The sequence below is a fragment of the Streptomyces sp. PTY087I2 genome (assembly GCF_001687325.1).
Classification (GTDB): domain Bacteria; phylum Actinomycetota; class Actinomycetes; order Streptomycetales; family Streptomycetaceae; genus Streptomyces.
In genome coordinates this window covers 42,987-56,132 of sequence record NZ_LZRD01000003.1, presented here as the reverse complement: position 1 = coordinate 56,132, position 13,146 = coordinate 42,987, and the positions used below count along the sequence as shown (strand labels likewise).

The window sequence follows — 13,146 nt, the reverse complement described above, 5'->3', positions numbered from 1 at the left end:
ACCGACATGCCCACGATTCTCGGCCAGAACCAGTACGGCAAAGCAGAGAACCGCGTCGTAAAGATCACGCGGGACGGCGACACCCACCACATCAAGGACCTGAACGTCTCGGTCGCCCTCTCCGGCGACATGGACGACGTCCACTACTCCGGCTCCAACGCGAACGTCCTGCCGACCGACACCACCAAGAACACGGTGTTCGCGTTCGCCAAGGAGCACGGGATCGAGTCCGCCGAGCAGTTCGGCATCCACCTCGCCCGGCACTTCGTCTCCTCGCAGGAGCCGATCCACCGCGCCCGGATCCGGATCGAGGAGTACGCCTGGGAGCGCATCGCGACCTCCGACGGCAACTCCAAGTTCATCGGCGCCGACGAGGTCAAGCACTCCTTCGCCCGCAAGGGCCAGGAGACCCGGGTCACCCAGATCACCTACGACGGGGAGAACTGGGAGGTCATCTCGGGCCTCAAGGACCTCACCGTGATGAACTCGACCAACTCCGAGTTCTGGGGCTACGTCAAGGACAAGTACACGACGCTGAAGGAGGCGTACGACCGCATCCTGGCGACCGACGTCTCCGCCCGCTGGCGGTACAACTGGACCAGCGACGAGCAGCGCATGCCGAACTGGGAGAAGTCCTACGAGCAGGCGCGCAAGCACATGCTTCAGGCCTTCGCCGAGACGTACTCCCTCTCGCTCCAGCAGACCCTGTACCAGATGGGTTCGCGGATCATCAACAGCCGCAGCGAGATCGACGAGATCCGCTTCTCGCTGCCGAACAACCACCACTTCCTGGTGGACCTCGAACCGTTCGGCCTCAAGAACGACAATGAGGTCTACTTCGCGGCGGACCGTCCCTACGGTCTGATCGAGGCCACCGTGCTCCGGGACGGCGTCGAGCCGAAGATCCCGGTCGACATGACCAACCTCTGACGCGGCACTGAACCGGCCGCCGTCCGCCCGCAGACGGGCGGCGGCCGGTCATCCCGGAGGGAACACCCATGGCAAAGCCTGCAACGGGGCCGGCCGAAAGCCCAGGCAAAGACCCCTCGAAAACCCTCGCCGGCCCGGCGGTTCACCCGGTCGACGAAAAGCTTCCCCCCGCGCGGCTCGTCCCCGCCGCGCTCCAGCACATCGCCGCCATGTACGCGGGCGTCGTCACCCCTCCGCTGATCATCGGCCAGGCCGTCGGCCTGGACACCGCCGGTATGACCCGGCTCATCGCGGCGAGCCTCCTGATCGCCGGTCTCGCCACCATCCTCCAGACCATCGGCATCGGCGCGTTCGCCGGAAACCGGCTGCCGTTCGTCAACGCCGCCTCCTCCGCCGGGATCGCGCCGATGCTCGCCATCGCCGAGACCAGCGCCCCTGGCCATCAACTCCCCGCGATCTACGGGGCGGTGCTCGTCGCCGGAGGGTTCTGCCTGGCCGTGGGCCCCTTCTTCGGCCGGCTGCTGCGCTTCTTCCCGCCGCTCGTCACCGGTGTGGTCATCACCCTCATCGGCGTCACTCTCATGCCCGTGCCCGTCGCCTGGGCCCAGGGCGGCGACGCCACCGCCGACGACTTCGGCGCCATGAAGTATCTGGCGCTGGCCGCCTTCACCCTCGTCGTCATCCTGCTCGTCCAACGCTTCGGACGCGGCTTCCTCAAGCAAGTCGCCCTGCTGGTGGGCATGTTCGTCGGCACACTGGCCGCGATCCCGTTCGGACTCGCCGACTTCTCCGCGCTGAGGTCCGCGCCGCTCGCCGCCCTGCCGACCCCCTTCGCCTTCGGCGCCCCGGAGTTCCAGCCCGCCGCGATCCTCTCGCTCTGCATCGTCACGCTCGTCCTGATGACGGAGTCCTCCGCCGGGATGCTCGCCCTCGGCGAGATCTGCGAACGCCGCACCGACGGGCGTACGATCACCCGCGGCCTGCGTACCGACGGCATCGCCACCCTCCTCGGCCCGGTCTTCGGCGGCTTTCCCACCAGCGCCTTCGCCCAGAACGTCGGCGTCGTCTCGCTGACCCGCGTCCGCAGCCGGTACGTCGTCGCGGCGGCCGGCGGGGCCCTGCTGATCCTCGGCGCCTTCCCGGTGCTCGGCGCGGTCGTCTCGCTCGTGCCCATGCCCGTCCTCGGCGGCGCCGGCATCGTCCTCTTCGGCTCCATCGCCGTCAGCGGCATCCGTACGCTCTCCGAAGCGGGCCTGGACGACAGCTCCAACATCATTTTGGTGGCCGTCGCGCTCGGCGCGGGCATCATCCCGCTCGCCGCGCCCACCTTCTACGCCGGATTCCCGGCCTGGGCGCAGACCGTCCTCGGCTCCGGAATCAGCGCGGGAGCACTGGCCGCGGTCGTGCTCAACCTGTTCTTCCACCATCTCGGCACCCACAGCCGCACCGCTGTGGCACTCAAATCCTCCTAGGGTCCTGCCGTGCCCACATCGCCACAGAGAGAAGAAGGAAGCGCCATGGCAGCTTCGGCAGACCCTCAGCGCATCGTCATCGAGAACTGTTCGATCGCCACCGTCGACGCCCACGACACGGAGTACGCCTCCGGGTACATCGTCGTGGCGGACAACCGCATCGAGTCCGTCGGCGCGGGCAAGGCCCCGGAGGGCCTGACCGGCGTCGTCCGGCGCATCGACGCCACCGGGCACCTCGCCACCCCCGGCCTGGTCAACACCCACCACCACTTCTACCAGTGGATCACCCGGGGGCTGGCCACCGATCACAACCTGTTCAACTGGCTGGTCGCCCTCTACCCGACCTGGGCGCGCATCGACGAGCCGATGGCCCGCGCCGCCGCGCAGGGCTCGCTCGCCATGCTGGCCCGCGGCGGCGTCACCACCGCCATGGACCACCACTACGTCTTCCCGCGGGGCTCCGGCGATCTGTCCGGCGCCATCATCGGGGCCGCCCGCGAGATGGGCGTACGGTTCACCCTCGCCCGGGGCTCCATGGACCGCAGTGAGAAGGACGGCGGCCTGCCCCCGGACTTCGCCGTCGAGACCCTGGAAGGTGCGCTCGCCGCCACCGAGGCGACGATCGACACCCACCACGACGCCTCCTTCGACGCGATGACCCAGATCGCCGTCGCCCCCTGCTCGCCGTTCTCGGTCTCCACCGAACTGATGCGCCAGGGCGCCGAATTGGCCCGCCGCAAGGGCGTACGGCTGCACACCCACGGCTCGGAGACCGTCGAGGAGGAGCAGTTCTGCAAGGAGCTGTTCGGGATGGGCCCGACCGAGTACTTCGAGTCGACCGGCTGGCTCGGCAGCGATGTGTGGATGGCCCACTGCGTCCACATGAACGACTCGGACATCGCCGCCTTCGCCCGTACGGGAACCGGCGTCGCCCACTGCCCGTCCTCCAACGCCCGCCTCGCCGCCGGCATCGCCCGGGTCCCCGACATGCTCGCCGCCGGTGTGCCCGTCGGCCTCGGCGTGGACGGCACCGCCTCCAACGAGTCCGGCGAACTCCACACCGAGCTGCGCAACGCGCTCCTCATCAACCGCCTCGGCGCCCACCGCGAGGCCGCCCTGAACGCCCGACAGGCCCTGCGCCTCGGGACCTTCGGCGGGGCCCAGGTGCTGGGCCGCGCCGACCAGATCGGCTCCCTGGAGGTCGGCAAGCTCGCCGACCTCGTCCTGTGGAAGCTGGACACCCTGGCCCACTCCTCGATCGCCGACCCGGTGACCGCGCTCATCTTCGGCGCGGCCGCCCCGGTGACCCTCTCCCTCGTCGACGGCAAGCCGGTCGTCGAGGGCAACCACCTCACCACGGTGGACGAGGACGCCATCGCCCGCGTCACCCGCGACGAGGCCCGCCGCCTCGCGCAGATCGCCGCCGGGGCCTGACCCCGGGCGGTATCCCCGACCGGCCGGTCGAGGGGGACGGCCCGAGACCGGCCGCCGTGGACCCGAGCGGGGCCCACGGCAGCCGGTCCGGCGGACGCGCGCCCCATGGTGCGCGCCCGCCGGACCGGTGATGAACGCTGCCCGCACACACCCCGGTGCGCGCCCCTTTCCGCACCCCCCTCTGTACGACCTGCACCACCTGCATGACCTGCACCACCTGAGAGAGCCGCAAGCACCGCCGCACCACTTACGCATCACCTCCCTGACACCCGCGTCGCCGACGACGCGTAACCGACCGGAGGAACCGCCGTGGCAGCCAAGCCCAGGTTTCGCAAAGACGCAGATGCAGCCGCCCCCGACGCCACGGCCGATACCGCCGTGGACACGGGAGACGACCGGAAACACCCGGTCGACGAAACCCTCCCCCCGCTGAAGATGTTCACCAGCGGCCTCCAGCACGTGGCCGCCATGTACGCGGGCGTGGTGGCCCCGCCGCTCATCGTGGGGCCGGCCGTCGGCCTCACCGCCAAGGAGACCGCCTTCCTGATGGGGGCGAGCCTCTTCACCGCGGGGATCGCCACCCTGCTCCAGACCATCGGCTTCTGGAAGGTCGGCGCCCGGCTGCCCTTCGTCAACGGCGTCTCGTTCGCCGGGGTCGCCCCGATGATCGCGATAGGCAAGGACCGGGGGCACGACGGGATAGCCGTCATCTTCGGCGCGATCATCGTCGCGAGCCTGCTCGGGTTCCTCCTCGCCCCGTACTTCTGCAAACTGGTCCGGTTCTTCCCGCCGGTCGTCACCGGCACCGTCATCACCCTGATCGGCGTCTCGCTCCTCCCGGTCGCCTTCAACTGGTCCCAGGGCGGCAACGCCACGGCCGACGACTACGGTTCGATGACCAACATCACCATGGCCGCCGTGACCCTGGTCGTCGTGCTGGCCCTGCGCAAGCTGCTGCGCGGCTTCCTCCAGCAGATCGCGATCCTGCTCGGCCTGGTCATCGGCACGCTCATCGCCATCCCGGCCGGCATCACCGACTTCGGCGCCATCAAGAACGCGGACGTCGTGGGCTTCCCGACGCCGTTCGCCTTCGGCGCCCCGCAGTTCGAGATCGCGGCCATCGTCTCCATGTGCATCGTGATGCTCGTCTGCATGACCGAGTCCACCGCCGACATGCTGGCCCTCGGGAAGATCGTCGGCCGCCCGGCGGACGAGAAGATCATCGAGGGCGGGCTGCGCGCCGACACCCTCGGCAGCGCCATCAGCCCGATCTTCAACGGCTTCATGTGCAGCGCCTTCGCGCAGAACGTCGGCCTGGTCGCCATGACCAAGATCCGCAGCCGCTTCGTCGTCGCGGCGGGCGGCGTGATCCTGATCGTCCTCGGCCTCGTCCCGGTCGCCGCCTCGGTCATCGCGCTCGTACCGCTGCCGGTGCTCGGCGGCGCGGGCATCGTCCTGTTCGGTACGGTCGCGGCCAGCGGCATCCAGACCCTGGCCACCGCCGCCCTGGAGAAGGGCGAGAACGCCCTGATCGTGGCGGCGGCCGTCGGCATCGGCCTGATCCCGATCGCCGCGCCGGACTTCTATCACGCCTTCCCCGAGGACCTGCTCGTCGTCCTCGACTCGGGCATCTCCACCGGCTGTGTGGTGGCGATCGTGCTGAACCTCGCCTTCAACCACATCGGCCGCAAGCCGGACGCGGCGGGCGAGGAGCCTGCGAACGGCGAACACGTGGTGCCGGCGGCCGCCGGGGTGGGCGTGCACTGACCCCTTGCCCCGACAGCGGGGCGCGGGCGCCCGCCCGTCGGCTGTAGCGTCAGCGGCATGGAAGATCAGTCTGTTGTGGATGTCGGCGATGTGCGCCTCGCGTACCGGGCCTGGGGCGACGCGTTCGGCTCGCCCGTCGTGCTGCTGCACGGCCTCGGCGGTTCGGCCGGGCAGTGGGAGGCGGCCGGCGCCCTGCTGGGCCAGGAGTGGCGGGTGTACGCCCTGGACCTGCGCGGTCACGGCGAGAGCGACTGGCCCGACGGCTACGGCCTGGAGCTGATGGCCGAGGACGTCGTGGGCTTCCTCGACGAACTGGAGCTGGACCGGGTCGGCCTCGTCGGCCACGGCATGGGCGGCGTCGTCGCCCGGCTGGTGGCCCAGGAGCACTCCGACCGGGTGGAGCGGCTGGTGCTGGTGGAGACCCCGGCCCCGTTCCCCGGCGACCCGGGCCCGGCCGGTCGCGCCGATGGCCCGGTGGACTACGACGAGAACGCGGTGCCCGCCGTACGGGACCAGCTCGCCGACCCCGGCCCGGATGCGGCCGATGGCCTCGGCGACATCGTCTCCCCGACGCTGATCATCACCGGGGGCCCGGAGAGCGGGATGGAACAGCACCGCCAGGCGGACGTGGCCTCCCTCGTCCCGGACTGCCGGCTGATCACGGTCCCGGGCGGCCACCGCCCGCACGAGACCCGGGCGGACCTGGTGGCCGCGCACATCACGGAGTTCTTCACCAGCTGACGGGCTCCCGCGCCTGTGCGGTGGCGGCCGCGTCGAACATCTTGTTGCGGGCGGACGGCGAAGGGCTCCCGCCCCCGTCTATCGGTCGCCCGGCCGCCAGTCCGGGCTTCGGCCGCTGAGGGCGATCACCCGGTCCAGCAGCGGGGCGTCGGCCGGCACCGGGACGGGCGGCCCGAAGATGCCCCCGCGGTCCGGGTCGTCCTCGTCCGGGGCGAGCAGCGCCGCGCAGGACCGCAGCTCGGCCTCGCCCGCCGCGTACGGCTGCCCGGTCGAGCGGGCCAGGTCCCAGCCGTGGATCACGAGTTCGTCGAGCGCGACGGCCCCGGCCACCTCGCCGGGCAGCTCGATGCCGCCCGCCCGGGTCATGCCCGTCCAGGCGTCGGGCGCGCGCCAGGCAGCCGCCATCTCCTCAAGCCGCCGGGGCAGCGCCTCGCGCCAGTCGTCGTCGAGGACGGGGAGAGCCGCGTCGGGGGAGGTGGCCGTGCTCGGCCCGAAATCCTTGCGGGCGGCGTCACGGAAGGCGGTGGCGAGCCCGGTGAGATGGCCGAGCAGCTCCCGTACGGCGTAGTCGGGGCAGGGGGTGGGGCCGTCCAGCGCGCTGTCGTCGACCGCCCCGAGCAGCGCGGCGATCCGCCGGGCGGCCGGCTCCAGGTCGGGCAGGGCGTCGGCCGACGAGCCGGTCCCGGGCGTGGCCGACACGGGGGTCTCGTGCGCGGGCGACGCAGGGATCTCGTCCGTAGCCGACGCGGGGCTCTCATGCGTATCCATACAGGGAAGACCCCTCCGCCACCGGAAACTCATCGGTCGACGGGCTCCCCGGACCGGCGGGGCGGCCGGCGCAACCCGGCATATAGCGGAAGGTTCCCGGCCGGACTCTTGTCGGAGGGCACCCCGTCATGTCATACAGGTCTGGACCATTGCTGTCCGGATGGAAGGCACCACCGTGCAACGCCCCCACATATCTGCCGCGTTGGCCTGTTCCGCCCTGCTTCTCGCCCCCCTTCTCTCCGCCTGCGGTGGTTCCGCCGAAGCCGACACCCAGCCGCCCGGCACCCCGGAGAACGTGACCGCCCAGGCCAGCAGTTCCACCTCGGTGCACGTCATGTGGAAGGCCGCAGCCGATGACGAGAAGGTCGCCGGCTACGAGGTCTACCGGGGAAAGAGCAAGGTCAAGAGCGTCCCGGCGACAAAGACCATGATCGACGTCAACGGTCTGACGGCCTCGACGGACTACACCTTCAGCGTCCGGGCCAAGGACGCCGCCGGGAACCTCTCCGCGCCCAGCAAGGCCATCCCCGTCACCACCCAGGCCACCCCGCCGAAGGACGACACACCCCCCACCGCCCCGGCGAAGCTGACGGGTCGCGCCGACGGAAGCCGTGGGGCCACGCTGACCTGGGGCGCGGCCAAGGACGACGTCGGCGTCACCTCGTACGACATCTACCAGGAGGACTCCCGGATCCACAGCGTCCCCGCCTCCGAGACCACGGCGAAGCTCACGGGGCTGCGCCCGGGGACCGTCTACACCTTCACGGTCCGGGCCCGGGACGCCTCCGACAAGTCCTCGGCCGACAGCAACACCCTCGACCTCACCACCGCCTCCGCCCCCGGCGCCCCCGCGAGCACCGCCCCCACCGGGCTGCGGACCGAAGTCGGCAAGGAGGGCGGCCTGTTCACCCTGGACCTGTCCTGGGACCAGCCCGACACGGGCGGCACCATCCCCGCCTACGAGCTCCACATGAACGGCAAGCTGACCACCACCATCGTCTGGGGCGGTACGCCTCCCAAGGGCCGCGCCACCTACCGGCTCGACCTCCCCGACCCGGCGGGCACCCGCTACTCGGTGAAGCTCCGGGCCAAGCTCCCGGACGGCAAGTGGGGCGACTTCTCGGCCCAGCGAACGGTGGTCCTGACGGACTGACACCTTCCGGGGCGCTCCGGGGCCTGGAGGGCTTGGGTGGGCCGGGGTTCCGTACCCTCGCCGAATCCCGGCACAGCGTCGAATTCGGCGGCGCGGCTCCGATGCCCTGCTCACCCTCCTCGAGCCGGACCTGGCCGGCGAACTGTCCGGCAGCGCGGGTGTGTTCTTCTTCGTGCCGGCCATCGGCGCGTTCATCACCGTGGTGGTCGCCACCGGAGTCGTGTCCTCAGCCGCCGACATCTCGCTCGGCGACGGCATCGTGCTGCGCGCGATCATGTGGGTGGTCCTGACGGCGGTGACGATCGCCGACGTCGTCGGTACCTCATCCCCTCCAGCTCCGGCCACGCCCGCCTGGCGATGCCGATCCTGGCCCGGCTCGCCGACTTCGCAGGAGTCTCCCGCGCCGCTGCCGGCCGTGCTGTTCGCCCTGATCTGCAGGTTCGTGGCGCTGGGGCTGCGTGGAGGTGGGGGCCCCTCTTCGTCCGCTGCCGGGGCTCGGCGACTTACACGTCGGTGAGTGTCTCTGAGCGGGAGAACAGAGCTTCCGGTTCCGATGTGAGCTGCCCGCTCGAGACGAGTTCGTGGAGCCTGTTCCTGGTCTCGGCGTCCGTCGAGTAGATCACCGTTCCGATCATTCCGCGGGTCAGCAGCACCTTGTACGTATTGCGAATCAGCAGGTCCACCTCGTGGTCCGGGGTGGACCTCTTGAACACGGGATCCTTCGACTGGGTCCGGTCCGTCTTCCACTCGCCGTCCCGCCAGACCAGGTCCGGTCCGATGATGACGCCGCTCCAGTCGTACTCGAAGCCCTGTGCTGTGTACACGCAGCCGACCTGGCCGAACCCGGCCGGATCCGTCGCCCAGAGGGCGGAGGGCGGCGCACCCGCGACACCGCGGTCGCCGAACACGTTCCATGGCCGCTCCCAGTCGCCGATGACCACATCGTTGGGCAATGCCTCGCCGGGGGGCGTCTTCTTGGTCCACGGCCAGCAGTACCCCGCGGACATGCGCGCCCCGTAGCCGAGTTCGCGCTTGTGGTCGAGGAAGGCCTCCATTTCCGCGGGGCTCTCGGCCACCATGAGCTGCATGCGGTCGTCGGGCCGCCATTCGGTGGGACCACCGGGCTTCAGCCTCAGCAGGCGCAGAACCCAGTTCAGATACGCGTCGCTTCCACCGCAGCGGAACTGACTGTCCAGATGAATGACCGTGCACTCCAGCCCCTTGGCCGCGGCGGCTCGGCGGATCTGCTCCACGTCGCCCATCTCGCCCGGTCGTACTATCTGGTGCTCGTCGAGCAGAAACACCGGCACCCGTGCGGCGTCGATCAGTTCATCGACCTGAGGCCGGTCACTGCGCTGCGCGGCAGGCGTGTAGCGGTTGGCGGACGTCTTCCGCATGCGGTGGGCTTCATCACAGATGATGACGTCGAGGGCGTTGCGCTCAGCGGTCATGAAGCTGTTGAAGTACTTGAAGAGCTCTTGGACCTCTTTCTTGCGCGCGCCTGCGACCTTCCGCATCGTCTTGGTGAACGACTGCGATCCCGTCGCGTGCAGCGCGGAACGGCCCTGCCGGTAGAGCTCGCCGAGCAACGACAGCGCAATGACGCTCTTTCCCGTTCCCGGGCCCCCTTCGACCACGAGCACTTCTTTGCGGTCCGCCTGAGTGGCTCGCCTGACGGCTCCCATCACGGACTCGTAGGCGACGCGTTGTTCGTCGAGCAGCACGAACTGCTCCCGATTACGCACTTCTTCGGCTGCCACGGCCATGAGCTGCTTCGACGGCCCGACCTTACCGGCCAGCAAAGCGTCTGCGGCCGCCGCTCCGTTGACCGGGGCGAGTCGTTCTTTGAGGAAGCGGATGAACTCCCCGCGGGTCTCCTCGCTGAAGATCCGGCCTCTCTCGCTCAGGCCCACCTCGGCCAGACCTGCGATGCCGAACTGCGTAGCGTTGTGCAGGTACGCAGCGCCGGAGACTCGCTCAGGGTGGTCACCCAGCGCCCCGTTGAATGCCACGAGGTAGTCACAGTAGCCACGAACCTGCTCGATCGGATTGAGGACCGGGCGGCCGTACGCGTCGATCCAGCACAGCGAGGGCTCACCCTCCTCCGGCGTCGCCTGGCTCCACTGCTTCAGTTCGACGACTACATAGGACGGCTCACCGGTCCTGGGGTGAACCCCGGCCAGGACGGCATCAGCCCGCTTGCTCGTCAGCGGCAGTCCGTACTCCAGCAGTACGGTGACCTCGTCAAGGCCTGCTTCGACCAGCACGTTCATGAGGGCCGGGAGACTGCGCTCCCAGGATCGGGCCTCGGCCCTGCTCGGCTGGTACCCGTGCTCCTGGACGAACCGCTCGGTGAGCCGCAGGAAGAGGCTGCCGCCCAGGGCCTGTGCGGCGGCCGCGGAGACGGAATCACGAATCAAGGCGGGCTCCCGAGCAGCACGATATGTGGTGTGCGGGTGGGGGCGTGTCCTGATGGGGAAGCCTGGCGGGCCGCGAAGTCGACAGGCAGAACACTATCTCTTTCGGCATGAGCGGACCTTTCGGAATGTGCGCGGGGGAACTGCGTCTTGCCCCTGGAGCGCAGCGACGGACCTACTTACGACGCAGAGAGAAGGCGAAGAGCGCGCGCAGCACAACCGCGTACTGCTTGAGGATTTCGGGCCGATCGGCCGAACTGGTCTTGGCGAACGCTCGTTTGGCGATGCGGCAGGCGGTGACGCAGGCCACGGCGAAGCAGGCCGTGAACGAGATGGACGCCGCGATGGCCACGACGGATCCGACGGACCCTAGGGAGGAAAACAGCACAAAGACATCCTTGAGAGAGAGGGATGCCGGAATACCTCAGGGGAGGAACGTTTCTCCTGATTCCGGTCACAGCGTGTGGGGCTGACTGTGGCTGGTCAGGTGAGGGTGGGGGTGCTGAGTTCCCAGGCGTTCGTCAGGAACGTGTTGGGCGAGAGGTGGAGGGGAGAGCGCGTCCGCATCGGGGCGCGAGGGGCCGAGGCCCGAGGCGCAGTCATGCGCATCCTTACGGTTTGGAGGGCGTGGTCAGAATTCGACAGCCCGGTGGGTTCCGTAAAATAGCTCGCCCATTATAGCGCACAGGGTGAGGCTTTGGCTAGAGGATTGGGCATAGTAATGCCACTGCCCCCGGCGCTGTGCGGTGCCGGGGGCAGTGGGGCGTCCGTCGTGACGGAGTGGGTCAGCGCAGCTGCTCGTACGCGGGCAGGGTCAGGAAGTCCGCGTAGTCCTGGTCCAGGGAGACCTGGAGCAGGAGGTCGTGGGCCTGCTGCCACTTGCCGGCGGCGAAGGTCTCCTCGCCGATCTCCGTGCGGATCGCGGCCAGTTCCTCGGCGGCGACCTTGCGGGCCAGGTCCGCGGTGGCGTGCTCGCCGTTCTCGAAGACCACGTCCGCGTTGATCCACTGCCAGATCTGGGAGCGGGAGATCTCGGCGGTGGCCGCGTCCTCCATCAGGTTGAAGATGGCGACCGCGCCCAGGCCGCGCAGCCAGGCCTCGATGTAGCGGATGCCGACCGCGACGGCGTTGCGCAGACCCTCGTACGTGGGCTTGGCGTCGAGGGTGTCGATGGCGATCAGGTCGCCCGCCGCCACCGAGACGTCCTCGCGCAGCCGGTCCTTCTGGTTGGGCTTCTCGCCGAGGACCGCGTCGAAGGAGGCCAGGGCGATCGGGACCAGGTCGGGGTGGGCGACCCAGGAGCCGTCGAAGCCGTCGTTCGCCTCGCGGTCCTTGTCGGCCTTGACCTTCTCGAAGGCCACCTTGTTGACCTCGGCGTCGCGGCGCGAGGGGATGAACGCCGCCATGCCGCCGATCGCGTGCGCGCCGCGCTTGTGGCAGGTGCGGACCAGGAGTTCGGTGTACGCCCGCATGAACGGGGCGGTCATCGTCACCGCGTTGCGGTCCGGCAGCACGAACTTGGCGCCGCCGTCACGGAAGTTCTTGACGATGGAGAAGAGGTAGTCCCAGCGGCCCGCGTTCAGCCCGGCCGCGTGGTCGCGCAGCTCGTAGAGGATCTCCTCCATCTCGTACGCGGCGGTGATCGTCTCGATCAGGACGGTCGCGCGGACTGTGCCCTGCGGGATGCCGACGTAGTCCTGAGCGAAGACGAAGATGTCGTTCCAGAGGCGGGCCTCCAGGTGCGACTCCGTCTTCGGCAGGTAGAAGTACGGGCCCTTGCCGAGGTCGATCAGGCGCTGCGCGTTGTGGAAGAAGTAGAGGCCGAAGTCGACCAGCGCGCCGGGCACGGAGACGCCGTCCAGCTGGAGGTGGCGCTCCTCCAGGTGCCAGCCGCGCGGGCGCATGACCACCGTGGCCAGCTCGTCGGCGGACTTCAGCGCGTACGCCTTGCCGGACTTCGGGTCGGTGAAGTCGATGCGGCGCTCGTAGGCGTCGGTGAGGTTGAGCTGGCCGAGGACGACGTTCTCCCACGTCGGGGCGGACGCGTCCTCGAAGTCGGCGAGCCAGACCTTCGCGCCCGAGTTCAGGGCGTTGATGGTCATCTTGCGGTCGGTCGGACCGGTGATCTCCACCCGGCGGTCGTTCAGCGCCGCCGGGGCGGGCGCGACCTTCCAGGAGTCGTCCGCGCGGACCGCCGCCGTCTCCGGCAGGAAGTCCAGCGTGGAGGTGCGGGCGATCTCGGCGCGGCGCTCACCGCGCCGGGCGAGCAGCTCATTGCGGCGCGGCGTGAACTGCCGGTGCAGCTCGGCCACGAACGCGAGGGCCGCGTCGGTCAGGACCTCATCCTGCCGGGGCAGGGGCTCGGCATCGACGATGGCCAGCGTGGACGGCGCTGGTGCGGACATGAGCTGTCACTCCTTCAGCGGGCGGCGGCGTCTCGACGGCCGCCGGGTCGCCTGAGACG

11 protein-coding genes and 1 pseudogene are annotated in these 13,146 nt (G+C 69.7%); 8 read left to right on the top strand and 4 right to left on the bottom strand.

Translation table 11 applies throughout. The features are described 5' to 3' along the window. The first annotated feature begins 6 nt into the window (after positions 1 to 6). From pucL to A3Q37_RS03740, 5 genes are all read left to right on the top strand, one after another. On the top strand, positions 7 to 930 hold the full coding sequence (gene pucL, locus A3Q37_RS03760) for a factor-independent urate hydroxylase (protein ID WP_065477464.1): 924 nt from the start codon (positions 7 to 9) through the stop codon (positions 928 to 930). A gap of 68 nt (positions 931 to 998) precedes the next feature. Beyond that, positions 999 to 2,402 carry a nucleobase:cation symporter-2 family protein gene (locus tag A3Q37_RS03755; protein WP_065477463.1) on the top strand — a complete coding sequence of 468 codons (1,404 nt, stop codon included), beginning with the start codon at positions 999 to 1,001 and terminating at the stop codon, positions 2,400 to 2,402. 45 nt (positions 2,403 to 2,447) lie between these two features. Then, a complete protein-coding gene (locus tag A3Q37_RS03750) occupies positions 2,448 to 3,836 on the top strand; it encodes an 8-oxoguanine deaminase (RefSeq protein WP_065477460.1) in 1,389 nt (462 codons plus the stop codon). A gap of 309 nt (positions 3,837 to 4,145) precedes the next feature. Further along, positions 4,146 to 5,603, top strand: a complete 1,458-nt coding sequence (locus A3Q37_RS03745; RefSeq protein WP_065477456.1) for a nucleobase:cation symporter-2 family protein — start codon at positions 4,146 to 4,148, stop codon at positions 5,601 to 5,603. Positions 5,604 to 5,660: 57 nt separating this feature from the next. Further along, a complete protein-coding gene (locus tag A3Q37_RS03740; RefSeq protein WP_065477455.1) occupies positions 5,661 to 6,344 on the top strand; it encodes an alpha/beta fold hydrolase in 684 nt (227 codons plus the stop codon). A 78-nt stretch (positions 6,345 to 6,422) separates the two neighbouring features. On the opposite strand, the gene A3Q37_RS03735 is transcribed toward A3Q37_RS03740, so the two are convergent. Then, positions 6,423 to 7,112, bottom strand: coding sequence for a TIGR03086 family metal-binding protein (locus A3Q37_RS03735; protein WP_255311724.1), 690 nt, complete (start codon positions 7,110 to 7,112; stop codon positions 6,423 to 6,425). A gap of 160 nt (positions 7,113 to 7,272) precedes the next feature. Between A3Q37_RS03735 and A3Q37_RS03730 the strand changes: the two genes are divergently transcribed. The 3 genes and pseudogenes from A3Q37_RS03730 to A3Q37_RS38280 all read left to right on the top strand — a co-directional run bounded on the left by A3Q37_RS03730 (position 7,273) and on the right by A3Q37_RS38280 (position 8,883). Then, on the top strand, positions 7,273 to 8,265 hold the full coding sequence (locus tag A3Q37_RS03730; protein WP_065477451.1) for a fibronectin type III domain-containing protein: 993 nt from the start codon (positions 7,273 to 7,275) through the stop codon (positions 8,263 to 8,265). 124 nt (positions 8,266 to 8,389) lie between these two features. Further along, positions 8,390 to 8,581, top strand: a pseudogene (locus A3Q37_RS35340) (hypothetical protein); the annotation flags it as partial. A gap of 41 nt (positions 8,582 to 8,622) precedes the next feature. Then, complete coding sequence (locus A3Q37_RS38280) at positions 8,623 to 8,883, top strand: hypothetical protein (protein WP_369691440.1); 261 nt, start codon at positions 8,623 to 8,625, stop codon at positions 8,881 to 8,883. Here A3Q37_RS38280 and A3Q37_RS03720 read toward each other — a convergent pair. The 3 genes from A3Q37_RS03720 to aceB form a co-directional block, all read right to left on the bottom strand. Further along, positions 8,769 to 10,685 carry a DUF2075 domain-containing protein gene (locus A3Q37_RS03720; protein WP_065477447.1) on the bottom strand — a complete coding sequence of 639 codons (1,917 nt, stop codon included), beginning with the start codon at positions 10,683 to 10,685 and terminating at the stop codon, positions 8,769 to 8,771. The two genes, A3Q37_RS38280 and A3Q37_RS03720, sit on opposite strands and share 115 nt — an antisense overlap. A gap of 172 nt (positions 10,686 to 10,857) precedes the next feature. Beyond that, entirely contained in the window at positions 10,858 to 11,034 is a 177-nt protein-coding gene (locus A3Q37_RS37105; protein WP_176711337.1) for a hypothetical protein, read from the bottom strand. A gap of 433 nt (positions 11,035 to 11,467) precedes the next feature. Beyond that, entirely contained in the window at positions 11,468 to 13,087 is a 1,620-nt protein-coding gene (gene aceB / locus A3Q37_RS03715; protein ID WP_065477445.1) for a malate synthase A, read from the bottom strand. Positions 13,088 to 13,146: the final 59 nt, after the last annotated feature.